Genomic DNA, 15087 nt, shown 5'->3' with positions numbered 1-15087 from the left:
TCGCTAATGTTGGACATTGCAAGCCGCTACACAAAATTCAGATTCGTCCTGTTCGAGATCGTCATCGGTACGGCCCGAACAGCTCATCGAACAGATCGCCGAACCACGCCTCGAACACATCCACCTCGGCCTCGGTGACGGGAATATGCTCGGACCAATCGTCGGTGACGGTCCAGGTCGAAAGGTCGTGTTTCGGCGGTCGGCCCGGAAACGGCCAAGGATAGCCGAGCAATGCTTCAAGCTGCTCGGATGCGGTCGGCGGGCGTTCCTTGCGAAGTCTGGCCATTGGTCCAGAATCGCCGAATGACGCCCTTGAAAGAATAGCCTTTTTCTACGCCAGAAGCCTCCGCGCGCCGTGGAGTAAAAATACTTGCACGCGGCGGCACGGGGCGGAAACGGCGTAGGAACAGAGGCGGTCGTCATGGCGATGCCAGGCTCAACGCCGTCGTCACCGGCAGATAGAGGGTGCGCGGGCGCTTGACCAACGGCGTGAAGCCGAAAGCCGTGTAGAAGGCCGCCGCGCTGTCGTCGATAGCGTCGGCGAAGATGGCGTGCGCCCCGATGGGTGCCGTCGCCACGGTCTTGATGGCGTCGAACAGCAAGGCTTCCCCAAGCCCCTGTCCGGCATAGTCGCTATGCCGCCCAAGCCAGCCAATTAGCACGGCCGGGACAGTCGGATAGCGCGGCAGCTTCTTCGCCAGCGGCTCAGGCACCTCGTTCAAGGGCACGTTGCTGGACGACAGAGTGTAGAAGCCCGCCACCCGATCCGTCGCGATCTCCCTGGCGACGAAACAGGTGGCGTATTTGCGCTTCACGTCCTGCGAGACGGTCTCGCGGAAGTAGCTGTCGATCCGGTCGTTGCCGCAGGTGAAATCCGCCCGCTTGTGCGCCTTCGCCAGCGGCTCGATGGCGAAGCGGACACTCACCGGCGTTCGATCAGCTCGGCATGACGCTTCGCGGCGCGGATCAGCCGCTCATTCGGCTTGGGTGGATTGATCAGCGCCTCGGCGAAGCGGACTTGATCCTCGCGCGCGAGGCGCATGATCTCGGCGTCCTCGACGACGCGCCTTGCGTCCTCGCCGGCGGTGGCGATCAGATAGCCGGTCAGGGTTAGGCCGCGTAGGCGGGCGGCGCGCTGCATCTGGTCATAGACCTGGACCGGAATACGCGCTTCCAATCGGGCGGTCTCGGCTTCAACTTGGGGCTTGGGCATGGGTGCCTCCTTCAGCTCAATTATATACGGCAAAATGCCGTATTGTTCAAGGTGAATGGCGATCCGAATCGCCTTCCGCCTCAGCATTGGGGGGCTTCCGCACTCCCAATCGCCCTTATCTGCATGGGGAGCCGCCGCCGGGCCGGGGGCAGCCGGTCAGGGCCGCAAGCCGCGCAGCGGTGGCGCGTCCGCGCCAGCCTTGAGGGGCTGGCGCCGGTCCGGCTCAATCAAGACATGCAGACAAGGCCGGTGGATCGCTCTCATAATCCCAGCCCGATCTGTCGCTTGCGGCTGAACTCCCATTCGATGCCGCCGTCGTCGCGGCGAACGCCGCTGATGTAATGGTCGAGGCGCTTCTCCAGGACGGGCTGCCAGGGGACGAGCTGGAAGCCGAGCCCGTCCTCGATCATGGCGAAGCGCCCGCTGGCGAGAGTGGCGACGCCAGCCAGCCGGCCGCTCACATATTCACCAGGGCCGGACGGGGCGTAGGTCAGCCCGCGTTCGGCCGCCATCTCCCTGCCGACGCGCTCCACCTCCTGCCGCTCCAGGGCAGCGATGACCCTGCGCGGGATGCTGATAAAGCCATCCTTGGTGGTGGCGTGTCCCATTTCCACCAGCCTTTGCGCGCGCCGGTCGAGTGCGGCATTCACTTCCCGACCAAATCCAGCATCTGTGATAGGCAGATGGTCCTTCGCGACAAGTTCCCGGTCGAGCCAGGTCGCCCCGTCGCTCCCTACCTGACGATCGAGGCCGAGCGTGGACAGGGTGCGGATCGAGAAGTCCTTGGACCGGGTCGGGGCGTCATAGGCCATTCCCCGCTCGGCAATGTCATCGGGGATTTTCCAATTGTCGGCGTCGATGCGCTCGACATGACCGGCGCGGCGCAAGGCTTCCAGCCTACGGACATGGGAGCGGATGAAGGCGTCAGGGTCGCCGTGGCGCTGCTCAATGATGTCCCGCGTCGCTTCCAGGTGCAGGCTCGGCCGATAGAAGCCGCCATTGGCTTCCGCCACGATCTGGATGTTGACATCCGCCGGCCTGGGTTCGGCCTTGGTCGGCGCCGGATCGAGCGCGACGATGTGGCCGCGCCTGATCTCGGCCAGGTGGGAGTCGTCCGCCGTCTCGACATAATGGGTGCGGCCGTCCACCCCGTCGATGACGAGATGCAGCCGGTCGCCCAGCTCGTCCCCGGCCAGCCCCTTGGCGAGCACCCGGCCGACGATCCGCTCGGTGATCTGCTTGCCGTGGGCGGCGTATTGGGCGGGGCCGCGCTCATCGGCGATGCCGTGATCGGCGAGCGCCCGGTGCATGGTCTTGATGATGTCGCCGCGCTCGCCCATCTCGCGCAAGGTCGGCTCGGCCTGCGCGGAGATGGACCAGCGGCCGACCTCCACCTCGGTCGCCAGTCCCATGCTCTCCAGCTTGCGGGCGCGGGCGATCAGCAGCGCCCGGTTTTGCCGGGCGGTCTCCAGCATGTCCCGGTCGGGCCGCAGGTCGGCGAACTCGTTGCTCGCCGCCTGTTCGGCAATCAGCAGCCGGTCGAGGCGGGTGAAGCGTTCGGCGTCCACCTCGCGCTCCAACTGGCGGCTGACCTCCTGCTCGGTCTGCCGCCCCAATTCCAGGGTGACGATCTCGCTGGCCCGCTCGCGGATGCCGTGGGCGATGTAGTCGCCAGCGATGTTGAGGATGCGGCCGTCGTCCATGACGCCGCGCACCAGGATGTGGGTGTGCGGGTGGCCGGTGTTGTGATGATCGACCGCGATCCAGTCGAGCTTGGTGCCGAGGTCGGCTTCCATCACCTTCATCAGGTCGCGGGTAGTCTCCCGCAGGTCGGTCAGCTCGACGCCTTCCTCGGCGGAGACGATGAAGCGGAACTGGTGGCGGTCGTCGCGGCCCCGGTCGAGGAAGGTGCGGCCGCCCTCCGCGTCGCGCTCGGCGGAATAGACCTGCCCTTTCTCGCCGTCGCGGTTGACGCCATCGCGCTCCAGATAGCGCAGGTGGGCGTCCACCGCCTTGGCGCTGGCGAACCGGCGTCCGCGCGCCGCGCCACGCTGGGGGTTGAGCTTCACGATCCGGGCCTTCACCGTCACGCGCCGGGCGCGGGTCCGCACGCCGCTGGCGTCCCGGCTCCAGGCGTTCCGCCCCTTTAAGCCGGCGGCGACCGCAGCACCCCGGCCGCGAGCATTGAACCGACCGCTTCCGTTCCCGGCCGAGCCCTGCCGATTGGGGTAGCCGCCGGCGCGGCGGATGGCCTGATGCACCTCGGCCAGGAAGGTCTTCGGGCGCGGCCGGACCGTCCGCATGGAACGGACGCCGGAGCGGTCTCGGACCCGGCCGAGACGGATGTGGAAACGGTCTTCGTCGGTCGCCATGACGTGACGATTGGAAGATCAAACCGCCGACACAAGGTCGAAAATAGAGGTGTAGGGCCGTGGCGTAGAAATACTTGCTACAGCGTAGAAACGGCGGGATCGCCAGCGACGCACATTGCGGGCGCCATACAAAACAGCATTGAAATTACTGGAAAAATCAGCTTTCCCGGCACTGACGCACCTCGACGGATCAGCGCGGCGGCGCCAGAAAACAATGTGCAGACAAATACTTAGGAACGAAGTTCCGGCAGCGAGGCAACTCGCTTTATCTTGCCCTCATCGGTCGTCTCTTCTCCGGGGCTGCTCTCGACTTCAAAATGCACCTCCCGCGTCCGAATCGAACCGCCAATGACGCCATTGCCGAAAAGAGCCATTTCGTCCTAAATGGCGCAATGGATCGCCACGGGAATCGGCCATGAAAACCATGTCGGCGCGCGAAGCGAAGAACGGCTTCGGGCTGATGATCGACACCGCGCGCGCAGAGCCAGTGCTGATCGAAAAGCACGGGCGCGGCGTGGTGGTGGTCGTCTCTGTGGAAGAATATGAACGACTTTCCGTGCAGCCTGGACGCGCGGACAAGAGGGAAACGGGGACCAAGGGGGCGTCGAAAGGTGGCGAATGAAGCGTTCGCGCGCGTCAAGATAGACCAGCTTCTGAAGGACGCCGATTGGTCGCTTTCGGACGGCCGCAGCGTGCGTTTCGAGTATTCGCTAGATGACGGCGGCAAGGCGGATTACGCGCTGTTCGACCGCCAGGGTCGTGCGCTCGCCGTGCTGGAGGCCAAGAGCACCAGCGTCAATCTGAGCGCGGGCGAAGCGCAGGGCGGGCGCTATGCCGATCAGCTCGGCGTGCCCTTCGTCTTCCTCTCGAACGGCGAGGAAGTGTGGTTCCGCGATAAGACCCAGGACGCCCATTTCCGCCGGGTCGAGACGGTGTTCAGCCAGGACGACCTCGCGCGCCGGAAGGCGGCAAGCGAGATTCGCCGCGATCCGCTCAGCGTCCCCATCGATACCCGGATCGCAGGCGGTGGTGGACGCCTCCATCAAACGGCGTGCATCGACGTGGTGTGTCGCGAGATCGCCGCCGGCCGTCGCAAGCTGCTGGTCGAGATGGCGACCGGCACCGGCAAGACGCGCACGGCGGCGGCCCTGCTCAAGCGCCTGTTCGAGGCCAATTGGGCCACCCGCGCCTTGTTTGTTGTCGATCGCAATACGCTCGCGATCCAGACCGAAGATGCTTTCGCCGAGCATCTGCCGCATCTGCCTTGCTATCGGGTGCCGCGTGTCGGCCGCCGCTTTCAGGACGAGAAGCGCGTCACCATCGTCACTCTGCAAACGCTGGTGAACGAGTACGAGAATTACTCGTCTGGCTATTTCGATCTGATCGTCATCGACGAATGCCACCGCAGCATCTACGGCAAGTGGCGACGCGCGCTCGACCATTTCGACGGGATCAAGATCGGCCTCACCGCCACGCCCTGCATCATGCGCGATGCGCCGGACGTGGACGAAGAGGATCGCGCCGCCATCCGCGACACCATGCGCTTCTTCGAGGTCGATAGGCCGACCTACAGCTACAGCATGGCCGAGGCGATCGCGGACGGACACCTCGTTCCTTACGAGATTTACCGCGCCATGACCGCGCGCACGGCGGCGACTGATGGCTTCACCGTTTCCCGCGCCGAAATCGACTGGGACGCGATGGATGCGGCGACGCGCACCGAGATGGAAACGCTGTTCGCCGGCCATGATCCGCTGGTCGTCGATCCCACCGCGCTGGAGCGGAAGTTCACCATCCCTGAGCGCAACCGCGCCATGGTGCGTGAGTTCCGCGACGTTCTGGAGCACGGCTATGTCGGCCCGAACGGCGTCCGCCGGGCACCGGAATGGGGCAAGACCATCGTCTTCGCCGTCACCAAGCGGCACGCCGAAACCCTCGCCCGGATGTTCGATGAGGTGTTCGCCGACAGGAAGCCGAGCCCCACCACGCGCTATGCCGATTTCGTTGTGTCGGGCATGGGGCCGGAGGACACGGTGGACGGCCAGGCGAAGATCAAGCGATTCAAGAAAGAACCGTTCCCGCAAATCCTGGTCAGCGTGAACATGCTCGACACGGGCTTCGACTGCCCGGAAGTGCGCAACTTGGTGATGGCGCGCTTCACCCATTCCTCGATCCTCTACCAGCAGATGCGTGGACGCGGCACGCGCCAGGCGCCGGGCAAGGACCGCTTCACTCTATGGGACTTCACCGGCGTCACCCTGCGCCATGGCGACGACGAGACTGGGGGCGAAGGCGGCGTGGTTGTTGTCAGCGAACCGAAGCATCCCCCGCCCACGCCGCGCCGCCTGCTCACCCTCGACGTGCATGACGAGATCGACCCCTCGACCCGCGAATGGGTGACGGTGGACGAGACCGGCCACGCCTTCATGGATGTGGACGAGGCCCGCGCGGAGGCGCTGGGCGCGGCGTTCGAGACGTGGCTCGACGATCGGGATTTCAACACCGATCAACTCCGCCTGCTGCATCTCGTCAAGGAGCAGATCAAGGCCAACGCCGCCGAACTGACCCTGTTCGAGAGCTGGCGTTTCGATGCGCCGCCGCTGTCCATGAACGGCGGCTTCGAGCGCGCCCGGTCAGTGTTCGGCGGCGAAACCGAACTGGAGCACGTCCTCGCCAGCCTGAACCAGGCCGTGTTCGGCCTTGATTCCTCCGGCGCCGCGCCGGACGGGGACACGCCGCGCCCCGACAAGCCGATCAACTAGAGGCCGCCGATGCCCTTCACCCCCGACATGCGCCGCAAGGTCGATCAGATCCGCGACTATCTCTATGGCGGCGGCTATCCCGATCCGCTGTCGAACGCGGAACAGCTCAGCTTCCTGTTCTTCTTTTACATGATCGAAGGGATCGACGCGGCCAACCTTCGTCAGGCCAAGGCCACGAAGCGGGATTACACCTCGCTGTTCGCCGGCGATTGGACGCTCCGCAATCCCTTGAACGCTCCAGCCAAGGGCGTCGAGACCATCTCGCGCGAGCGGATGCGCTGGTCGTCCTGGGCCAACGCCATGTCGGGCGAACAGCTCGTCACCTTCGTGCGCGACGAGGTATTCCCCTTCTTCGTCGCCATCGGCGACGCGTTCGGCATGAGCTTCATGGCGCAGGCCCGCCTCGCCATCGACGAGCCCACCGTCCTCACCCAGGTCGTGACGCTGGTGAACGAACTGCGGCTGGAGCAGGCGGACCCGGACACCAAGGGCGACCTGTTCGAGCACGTGCTGCGCCAGATCAAGCAGGCGGGCGAACTGGGCCAGTTCCGCACCCCGCGTCACATTATCCGCGCCATCGTCGACCTGGTTGATCCCAGGATCGGCGAGACGGTCTATGACCCCGCCGCCGGCACCGCCGGCTTCCTGGTCGCGGCCTATGAGCATATCCGTCTCGCCAATTCCTCCACCAATGGACGCGAGGTGGCGGAACTGGAGGGCAAGACTTTCGAGCGCGGACATGGCGACCGGCTGAAGGACGCGCAATGGCGCAAGCTCCAGACCGCGACCTTCTACGGCAACGATGTCGATCCCAAGATGGTCAGCCTCGCCAGCATGAACCTGGCGCTACGCGGCCTGCCGGACGTGCGCATCCTCAAGCGCAACGTGCTGACCACCAGCTTCGACCGGCAGATGAAGGCGGAGCGCGGCTTGCCGCTCGATGGCTATGACGTGGTGCTGGCCAATCCGCCGTTTTCCGGCCGGCTGGACCGCGACCGCATTGTCGATGACGTGCGCATCGGCACCAGCACGGCGACCGAGCTGCTGTTCGTCAAATACATGATCGACAATCTCAAGCCCGGCGGGCGCTGCGGTGTGGTCGTGCCCGAGGGCGTGCTGTTCGGCTCTACCGGCGCGCACAAGGAGCTGCGCCGCATCTTGACGCAGAACAACAGGGTCGAGGCCGTGCTGTCGCTGCCCGGCGGGGTGTTCCAGCCCTATTCGGGGGTGAAGACCTCGGTGCTGGTCTTCCGCCAGGGTGGGCGCACCGAACGGGTGATGTTCCTGCACGCCAGTAATGACGGCTTCAAGCTCGACGCCAACCACGATCAGCCGATCGAGGCCGACGACCTGCCCGGCCTGATCGCAGCCTTCAATAGCCGGGAAGAGATGTGGGCGGATTGGCAGAAGCGCGATCCGGCCGCGCCGTGGACGGAGAACTGGTGGTTCGCCGACGCCGGCGCCATCGAGCGCGAGGACTGGAACCTTTCCGCCTCCCGTTACCGGCCCGAGAGCCGCGAAGCCGCCGAGCATCGCGATCCGCGCGAGCTGCTGGAGGAATTGCAGGAGGATGTGGAGACCATCCTCGGCGACATTCAGGCGTTGGTGGCGGAGTTGCGGGGAGAGGCGGCGTGAGCGGTTGGCCGACTTTATGTCTGGGTGAAATTTGTGTGTCTCAGACAGGCTCACGCGATCCGCGACGCCAGCCGAACGAACTATTCCGGTACGTTGATATTGCCGCGGTAGACAACAAGGCAAAGCGGATTGTTGACCCGAGCCTGCTCGTGGGTAAAGACGCGCCAAGCCGAGCCCGTCAAATCCTGAAAGAGGGCGATGTTATCGTCTCGATGACTCGTCCAAACTTGAACGCGGTTGCTTTAGTTCCTCGCGAACTTGACAGTGAAATCTGTAGCACTGGTTTCGCCGTTCTACGGTCAAAGCCATGCGTATTGCCTGGGTATATTTTTCACTATGTAAGAACCCCGACCTTTATTTCTCGAACAACTTCAGCCGTCTCTGGAGCGTTATACCCAGCGATAACGGCATCGTTTTTAAGGTCGTTACCAATTCCCCTCCCGCCGATGGAGGAACAGCGGCGGATCGTGGGGTTGCTGGACCGGGCGGCGGAGATCAGGCGCCGCGCCGACGCCGCCCGCGCCAAGGCCCGCGCCATCATCCCCTCCCTCTTCCTCGACATGTTCGGCGACCCAGCCACCAATCCGAAGGGGTGGCCGGTGACGACGGTTGGCAAGCTGGCGAATGTCGAACTCCGCAACGGTATCTCCCCCTCGAAATCGGGGACCGTCACCGGAAAGGTGTTGACCCTATCGGCCATCACGCGCGGCGCCTTCGACGCCGCCGCATTCAAGGAGAGCCTGTTCGCCGCGCCGTTGGCGCCGGAGCAATCGGTGTCTCGGTCGTCATTTCTGATCTGCCGCGGCAACGGCAATCCCGAGCTTGTCGGGCGGGGAACCTTCCCAACAGCGGATATGCCTGACACGGCTTTCCCCGATACGATCATCGCGCTCCGAGGTGTCTCGGGTGAACTGTCCCCCGCATACCTGTCGGCACTTTGGGCTACAGATTACATGCGGAGGCAAATCAAGGCCGCCGCGAAAACCACGAACGGCACCTACAAGATTAGCCAGGGCGGTATTCTGTCCTTCGAGTTGCCGCTTCCACCCCTCCCGCTCCAAACCGCCTTCGCCGAACAGGCCCAGCGCCTCGAAGCCACCGCCCGCGCCCTTGATACCGCCGCCGCCAAGGCCGAAGCCATGGCCGCCGGGCTTTCGGCGGAGGTGTTCGGCGACTCACCAAACCGGGGGAACAGCCATGGCTGATCTGGTCAGCGACATCGTTGGGCGGGTCAATCGCCTGCCCCTGAAACCGTCGGAAACCAACGCGTTGCTGCCGCTGATGGAGGCGTTCAGCAACGCGCTGCACGCCGTCAATCTCCGGTTCGGAGATGGCGCCCCCAGCAAGGGACGCATCCAGATCACCATCCTCTGCGATAGCAGCGACGTGATCGGCTTCAAAATCGAGGATAATGGGATCGGCTTCACCGACGAGAATTATCGGTCCTTCCGCACCCCTGACAGCCGGCAGAAAATGGGCCTGGGCGGCAAAGGTGTCGGGCGTCTGTCCTGGCTTCGCGTCTTCGGAGGCGCGAAAATTGAAAGCGTCTATGCCGAGGGTGGCCAATTTCTACGGCGGTCGTTCGATTTCGTGCTCGACGAGAGCGACCAGCTACGGAACGAACTGAATGGCGTCGCCAACGGCGCTACCGCTCCTCATACTGTCATCACGCTCGGCGAGTTCAAGAGCGAGTACAAGAGCCGCTGCCCTTCCAAGCCAGAAACCCTGGTTCAGCGGCTGATCGCGCATTTTCTCCCAATCCTGGCATCCGGTGCCTGCCCTAGCGCCGAACTGATCGATGGTGACGAGACGTTCGACCTTCCCACCTACTTCAAGGACAAAATCATCGACACGTCTGTCTCGGACGTTCCGGTAAAGCTCGACGATGGCAGCGAGATCACGATCTCTGTCCGGCACATGAAATGTAACAAGGACATTCGTCCAAGGGGGCAAAGCTATAACTGGATGTTCCTCTGCGCCCATGAGCGCAGCGTCACGGAACAATGTATCGACGAACAAATTGGGCTACGAAGCCTTGACGGCGAGTCGATCTATATTGGCTGCGCATCTGGCGCCTATCTCGACGAGAACGTGAACCAAGAGCGCGACGGGTTCACATTTTCCTCCAGTGAGGAAACCTTGATCCGCCGGGGCGTGGCATCCAGTGTTCGCGAATACCTCAAAGACTACATTTCCGTCTCGCGGGCCGAGATGGTGCGCAACACCCAGGCGCTCGTTCGTGAAAATCCTCAATTTCTCTTTATCAACAACGAGATCGATACGTTCGTCGAGGCGCTGCCGCTGAATAGTGCGGGGAAGCAGGAGGAAATATTCGTCTCAATGAGCCGCCGGCGATACCGTCGGCAACGTGAGTTTCGACGCCTGTCCGAAGAGATAGCGTCGCCGCCCAGCCACAAGGAGGAGATTCAAGAAAAAGTCGATGAATATATGCGCTATGTGGACGACGAGAAGAAAGGCGCGTTGGCTGAATATGTCAGCAAGCGGAAGGCGATTCTGGATTTTCTTGATGCTCTGACAGCCTATGAAGACCCGGAGAAGCGCAGGCACCATCTTGAGGACGCTGTCCACGCGCTGATCTGCCCGATGAAGATCGATTCCTCACAAATCGCCGACATCGACGACCACAATCTTTGGCTTCTGGATGACCGCTTGGCGTTCTTCAATTTCTTTGCCTCCGACAAGGAGGCGAGGTCATACCTGAATACGGGGAGCCAGGAGCGGCCGGACCTGGCGTTCCTTTATGATAGCTGTCTGGCTTGGCGCGAGGGCGAGCAATCCGGCGACAAGGTGGTGCTGGTGGAGTTCAAGCGCCCTGGCCTCGAAGCCTACACGAACGAAGACCCGATCCGGCAGGCGTTGAGATACGTGAACCTGATCAAGTCTTCGAAAACCTTCCGCGACAAGAGCGGCCGCGTCATCTCGAACGTCGGAGAGCGGACATCCTTTGACTGCTATATCGTCGCAGACCTGACCGAAGGGCTGAGAAAGCAACTGATCGGCCTGCCGTTGCAACCGACGCCGGACAATGAGGGGATGTTCGGCTATACCGACAACCCGAAGGCATTCGTCGAAATCGTGCCGTTTTCTAAGCTACTGAAGGATGCCAAGGCTCGGAATTCGGCCTTCTTCACGCGCCTCGGGCTCAATGGCTAGCGCCGGCATATCGTTGAGGGGTGCAGATTGATGCCCGGCGACGAGCCCGCGGACGCGCAACCCGATCTCCTTTCCGGCATCTCCGATCTCGATGCGGTCAGTCACCTGCTCGCCGATCTGCACGACGATTTGCCGGGCAAGGTCGCGCGGCTCCGCCACCTTGCGGACCTCGGACAGGCGCTTGGCACTCAAGGGACCATGCTTTTCGGTGGTGCGGCTACGTTCAGCGCCTGGACAGAAGCGCGCTCATCTTTTGTCCATGGCAACTTCGCGGCCACAATCCTTCTCTGCCAAAGTCTCGTCGAAAACCTACTGGCCGCGTTTCTCCACGCTGGCCTGATGATGGATGACCTACCGCCTCGGATCGCCTTCAGGGACACGTTGAAGCGCTGCCAGGATCGGAATCTGATCTCCAGCCAGGACTTCGGCGATCTGGAACGCCTGATGAGCCTACGGAATCCGCTGAGCCATTTCCGAACGGTCGCCGACGACCAGAACATCGACCGCCGGGCAATTACAGCGGGCCTTAGGTCGGACGCCCTGATCAAGCAGGACGCGTGGTTTGCGATCGGCCTTGCTGTGCGCATACTGGCCAAGCCGCAATTTCGGCTCGGGTGATGTTGGTATCCCGGGTCTCGCAGGAACGGAAGTGAATGCGTGATGACGAAAAGGCTCAGTCAAGCACGATTTGATCTCTTCGCGATCGGGACCCGCCTATCGCCGACCGAACTCGTTGCTGACGAACTTTCCTACTGGTCTGACTTGGATGAAAACGTCATCGGCGTCGTGTTCCGCGACCGTGTGGATGACGATTTCGGCTGGGCGCTCATGGTGCGCGATCGGCTTGGCAGGTTCCGGGGCGTCCACCTCGACGTGAGCGTGACCAGTGAGCGTAGGGCCGAGGCCGGTCTTCGTCTCAAAATTGCGGAAGTGAGCAGAGTGGCCGACTTGGCCGAACTCGGCATTCAAGGTGATGAGACCAATGCGCCTATTGATCTTCTAACGCCAATTCCTGGCACGCGGCCCGAGCAGTTGCACCCGTATTTTGTCGAATTGATCCAACGGCCAGGGAGAGCGCCAGCGCGGGCGGTGTTGCGCGAGATCGGACCCTGGCTGACGGCGGCTGATCCGCACTTCGTGCGGGAATTTCAGCGGCATCAGTTTGATCAGCGTCTTTGGGAATTGTATCTTTGGGCCACCTTTCGGGAGGGCGGCTATGATGTCGCCCATGGCGAGGCCCCAGATTTCCGTGTCAGTGCGCCGGGCGTCGCGTTCGCGGTCGAGGCGACAACGGTGGCTCCCTCGAAGGATGGCGTGCTGTCGCAGCACCCAAACCCGAAGACGCCGGAGGAAATCGCCGCCTTTCTCGCTGATTATATGCCGATCAAGTATGGCAACTCTCTGACAAATAAGCTCAAACGGCGTTCCGCTGCAGGCAAGGCCTATTGGGAGGAGGACGGAGCTGCCGGATTGCCGTTCGTGATTGCAGTAGCTGATTTTCACAAGCCTGCGTCGGAGGGCGAGCTTGGATCGATGACCTACACCCAGTCTGCGATCTGGGCATACCTCTACGGTTTCACCACCGATTGGGAGATGGTTGACGGCAAGCTCGTCATCACAAACCGGGACCTGAAGAGCCATACGTTCAAGGGAAAGACGATCGAGTCCGGGTTCTTTAGCCTTCCGGACGCTGAGAACGTTTCGGCGGTCATATTCTCGAACGCCGGCACATTGGCCAAGTTTGACCGAATCGGCGTCCTGGCCGGCTACGCGCCCCCGAAGCATCGCTACATTCGCTCGGGCATTCGATACGATCCCGACCCGAACGCCGTCGTAGGCACGCGGTTCGTCGAGGAGGTTGGTACCGAAGGCTATTCAGAGGGGTGGGCCGACGAACTGCAAGTGTTCCACAATCCCAGGGCCTTGCGCCCGCTGCCAAGGGAATGCTTCGGCCCCCTAAACCAGCATTTTTTCGAAGACGGGCAGATGGTCACCTACTGTGGCACAAACGCCGTCCTCTCGTCGTTCACGATGATCCTACAGGTAACCGACGGTGAGCAGGAGGACCGGGTGGACGTTCTTTCTTGATGGGGCCCCCTTCCGATCATAGGGCTATGGCGTAAACGTAGTTCTCATCATCGCCAACGGCGGCGCGCCATCACTTCACCGAAGCCATTACTGAGCGCCCACATCCTGCTGCTAGGATCGTTTGCGAGCTCGTAGACCGCCGAGTGCCTAGTCTACCACTTGGTATGTCAAGGCCTCGTCAAACGGCCGGATGCGCAGCAACAGTCGATAGTAGATCGCCCCGAAGATCTCGTTGACGAGGACCTCCGCATTCGTGTGCGGCAGCAACTCTCCGCTCCCCGCAAGGGGCGCGCCACCCTAGGGACGGTTTTCATACTTTTCGATAAGCGCAATGATACGCCGTTTGCGGCGCATCGCCTCGTCGATATGCCGATCGAGTGCCGCGAGCTTCTCGCGGAGTGCCGAGAGCACTTCCTTCCCGGCTGGCGGACCTCCGCTCCTCTGAGTAAGTGCCACCCTGATCTCGTCAAGGGTGAAACCAAGATCCTGCGCCTGGTGGATGAAGTTGAGTGGTTCCAGCACGTCTACGTTATAGCTTCGATAGCCATTTTCGCCTCTTACCGCGAGGGGGATCAGCCCGTGCCGCTCGTAAAAGCGGATACGCGATGTCGAGAGACCTGATCCCTGCGCGACTTCACCTATCCGCATAGAAAGCCCCTTGACCTTAAACCTATGTTGAAGGTGTACGAGTGTGTCTCCCTTCTGGCAAGGAGACGACATGGCGAGGGTTTTAGTAACGGGCGGCACGGGGTTCCTGGGCGCACATTGCATCATCCAACTGCTCGCGGCCGGGCATGAGGTGCGCGCCACCGTTCGCGATCTACGGCGAGAGGATGCTTTGAAGGCCATGCTACGGCAGGGCGGAGCGGGAAATGGCGCCAATCAGGTTGCTCTGTTCGCCGCGGATCTGACTGCCGACGCAGGGTGGAGGCAGGCCGTCACGGGCTGCGATTATGTCCTCCATGTTGCATCCCCCTTTCCGAGCAGGGTTCCCAAGGATGAGAACGAGCTGATTAGGCCTGCGCGTGACGGCGCGCTCCGGGTTCTACGCGCAGCGCGGGACGCCAACGTGACGCGGGTGGTGCTTACCTCGTCGTTCGCAGCGATCGGATACGGGAAGGGGCGCACGGGAACCTTCACGGAAACGGACTGGACCGATCCGGACGATCCGACGATTCAGCCCTATCAGAAGTCGAAGACGTTGGCCGAGCGTGCCGCGTGGAGCTTCATGAACGACGAAGGTGGCGCGCTCGAACTTGCGGTGATCGATCCCACTGGCATTCTTGGTCCGGTGCTCGGGCCAGACCTGTCGACGTCGATCCACCTGATAAAGCGTATGTTGGAGGGCAGCACGCCTGGTTGCCCCGACCTATGGTTCGGTATCATAGACGCTCGCGATGCCGCCGATCTCCATCTCCGGGCGATGACCAATCCTGCCGCCGCCGGAGAGAGATTTCTCGCGACCGCCGGCCATTTCATGAACGTCGCCCAGATGGCCCAAACCTTGAGAGACCGCCTTGGTGATGCGGCCCGTGCCGTATCGACGCGCCAATTGCCCAATTGGCTGTTGCGAGCAGTCGCACTCTTCGATCCCGAAGTGAGGAGCCTGTTACCCGAGCTTGGAAAACGGAAAAACGCGACCGCCGCTAAGGCGCAGCGCCTGCTCGGTTGGAGCCCCCGCCCTCCCGAAGAGGCGATTATCGCCACCGCCACCAGCTAGAGCGGGATGCGATTTTATGGAATCGGAGGATTCCCAAATCAGCAACGGTCTGATTCAATCCACGTGCTGGCGTTGGGAGGGCAGCACGGATGGCGAGACCTTACTCGAATGATCTTCGCGAAC

The 15087-nt window shown here is 62.5% G+C and carries 13 protein-coding genes; 8 read left to right on the top strand and 5 right to left on the bottom strand.

Annotated features, from left to right (window positions below; translation table 11 throughout):
- Window positions 1-61 precede the first annotated feature (61 nt).
- The 4 genes from MPC4_RS10070 to MPC4_RS10055 form a co-directional block, all read right to left on the bottom strand.
- The gene (locus MPC4_RS10070) at window positions 62-286 is read right to left on the bottom strand and encodes a hypothetical protein (protein ID WP_174512412.1); all 225 of its coding nucleotides are present in this window, start codon (window positions 284-286) and stop codon (window positions 62-64) included.
- A gap of 133 nt (window positions 287-419) precedes the next feature.
- Complete coding sequence (locus MPC4_RS10065) at window positions 420-926, bottom strand: GNAT family N-acetyltransferase (RefSeq protein WP_174512411.1); 507 nt, start codon at window positions 924-926, stop codon at window positions 420-422.
- On the bottom strand, window positions 923-1213 hold the full coding sequence (locus MPC4_RS10060; protein ID WP_174512410.1) for a type II toxin-antitoxin system TacA family antitoxin: 291 nt from the start codon (window positions 1211-1213) through the stop codon (window positions 923-925). Before MPC4_RS10060 ends, MPC4_RS10065 begins: the two co-directional genes overlap by 4 nt.
- 260 nt (window positions 1214-1473) lie before the next feature.
- Window positions 1474-3585: a DUF3363 domain-containing protein gene (locus MPC4_RS10055; RefSeq protein WP_174512409.1), complete on the bottom strand. Its 2112-nt coding sequence runs from the start codon at window positions 3583-3585 to the stop codon at window positions 1474-1476.
- Window positions 3586-4000: 415 nt separating this feature from the next.
- On the opposite strand from MPC4_RS10055, the gene MPC4_RS10050 reads away from it, so the two are divergent.
- The 7 genes from MPC4_RS10050 to MPC4_RS10020 are packed head-to-tail and all read left to right on the top strand — an operon-like array spanning window position 4001 to window position 13244.
- A complete protein-coding gene (locus MPC4_RS10050; RefSeq protein ID WP_174512408.1) occupies window positions 4001-4207 on the top strand; it encodes a type II toxin-antitoxin system prevent-host-death family antitoxin in 207 nt (68 codons plus the stop codon).
- The gene (locus MPC4_RS10045; RefSeq protein ID WP_210253624.1) at window positions 4197-6347 is read left to right on the top strand and encodes a DEAD/DEAH box helicase family protein; all 2151 of its coding nucleotides are present in this window, start codon (window positions 4197-4199) and stop codon (window positions 6345-6347) included. The genes MPC4_RS10050 and MPC4_RS10045 overlap by 11 nt, the downstream gene beginning before the upstream one ends.
- A 9-nt stretch (window positions 6348-6356) precedes the next feature.
- Window positions 6357-7982 carry an HsdM family class I SAM-dependent methyltransferase gene (locus MPC4_RS10040; RefSeq protein ID WP_174512406.1) on the top strand — a complete coding sequence of 542 codons (1626 nt, stop codon included), beginning with the start codon at window positions 6357-6359 and terminating at the stop codon, window positions 7980-7982.
- Entirely contained in the window at window positions 7979-9187 is a 1209-nt protein-coding gene (locus MPC4_RS21485) for a restriction endonuclease subunit S (RefSeq protein WP_174512405.1), read from the top strand. Before MPC4_RS10040 ends, MPC4_RS21485 begins: the two co-directional genes overlap by 4 nt.
- A complete protein-coding gene (locus MPC4_RS10030) occupies window positions 9180-11156 on the top strand; it encodes an ATP-binding protein (protein WP_174512404.1) in 1977 nt (658 codons plus the stop codon). The genes MPC4_RS21485 and MPC4_RS10030 overlap by 8 nt, the downstream gene beginning before the upstream one ends.
- Before the next feature lie 30 nt (window positions 11157-11186).
- Window positions 11187-11774: a hypothetical protein gene (locus MPC4_RS10025; RefSeq protein WP_174512403.1), complete on the top strand. Its 588-nt coding sequence runs from the start codon at window positions 11187-11189 to the stop codon at window positions 11772-11774.
- A 42-nt stretch (window positions 11775-11816) separates the two neighbouring features.
- Entirely contained in the window at window positions 11817-13244 is a 1428-nt protein-coding gene (locus MPC4_RS10020) for a hypothetical protein (RefSeq protein ID WP_174512402.1), read from the top strand.
- Between the two features lie 297 nt (window positions 13245-13541).
- On the opposite strand, the gene MPC4_RS10015 is transcribed toward MPC4_RS10020, so the two are convergent.
- Complete coding sequence (locus tag MPC4_RS10015; RefSeq protein ID WP_174512401.1) at window positions 13542-13892, bottom strand: MerR family transcriptional regulator; 351 nt, start codon at window positions 13890-13892, stop codon at window positions 13542-13544.
- 70 nt (window positions 13893-13962) lie between these two features.
- Between MPC4_RS10015 and MPC4_RS10010 the strand changes: the two genes are divergently transcribed.
- Window positions 13963-14964, top strand: coding sequence for an SDR family oxidoreductase (locus MPC4_RS10010; protein WP_174512400.1), 1002 nt, complete (start codon window positions 13963-13965; stop codon window positions 14962-14964).
- Window positions 14965-15087: the final 123 nt, after the last annotated feature.

Origin of the sequence: Methylocella tundrae (genome assembly GCF_901905185.1) — a bacterium.
Classification (GTDB): domain Bacteria; phylum Pseudomonadota; class Alphaproteobacteria; order Rhizobiales; family Beijerinckiaceae; genus Methylocapsa; species Methylocapsa tundrae.
The sequence above is the reverse complement of the archived record's forward strand: the minus strand, read 5'-3'. Positions and strand labels throughout refer to the sequence as shown.

What these genes read in the sequence shown, in the direction of transcription:
- MPC4_RS10070 (WP_174512412.1), bottom strand. Translation starts at nt 286, where the DNA reads ATGGCCAGACTTCGCAAGGAACGCCCGCCGACCGCATCCGAGCAGCTT.
- MPC4_RS10060 (WP_174512410.1), bottom strand. Translation starts at nt 1,213, where the DNA reads ATGCCCAAGCCCCAAGTTGAAGCCGAGACCGCCCGATTGGAAGCGCGT.
- MPC4_RS10055 (WP_174512409.1), bottom strand. Translation starts at nt 3,585, where the DNA reads ATGGCGACCGACGAAGACCGTTTCCACATCCGTCTCGGCCGGGTCCGA.
- MPC4_RS10050 (WP_174512408.1), top strand. Translation starts at nt 4,001, where the DNA reads ATGAAAACCATGTCGGCGCGCGAAGCGAAGAACGGCTTCGGGCTGATG.
- MPC4_RS10040 (WP_174512406.1), top strand. Translation starts at nt 6,357, where the DNA reads ATGCCCTTCACCCCCGACATGCGCCGCAAGGTCGATCAGATCCGCGAC.
- MPC4_RS10030 (WP_174512404.1), top strand. Translation starts at nt 9,180, where the DNA reads ATGGCTGATCTGGTCAGCGACATCGTTGGGCGGGTCAATCGCCTGCCC.
- MPC4_RS10025 (WP_174512403.1), top strand. Translation starts at nt 11,187, where the DNA reads ATGCCCGGCGACGAGCCCGCGGACGCGCAACCCGATCTCCTTTCCGGC.
- MPC4_RS10020 (WP_174512402.1), top strand. Translation starts at nt 11,817, where the DNA reads ATGACGAAAAGGCTCAGTCAAGCACGATTTGATCTCTTCGCGATCGGG.
- MPC4_RS10015 (WP_174512401.1), bottom strand. Translation starts at nt 13,892, where the DNA reads ATGCGGATAGGTGAAGTCGCGCAGGGATCAGGTCTCTCGACATCGCGT.
- MPC4_RS10010 (WP_174512400.1), top strand. Translation starts at nt 13,963, where the DNA reads ATGGCGAGGGTTTTAGTAACGGGCGGCACGGGGTTCCTGGGCGCACAT.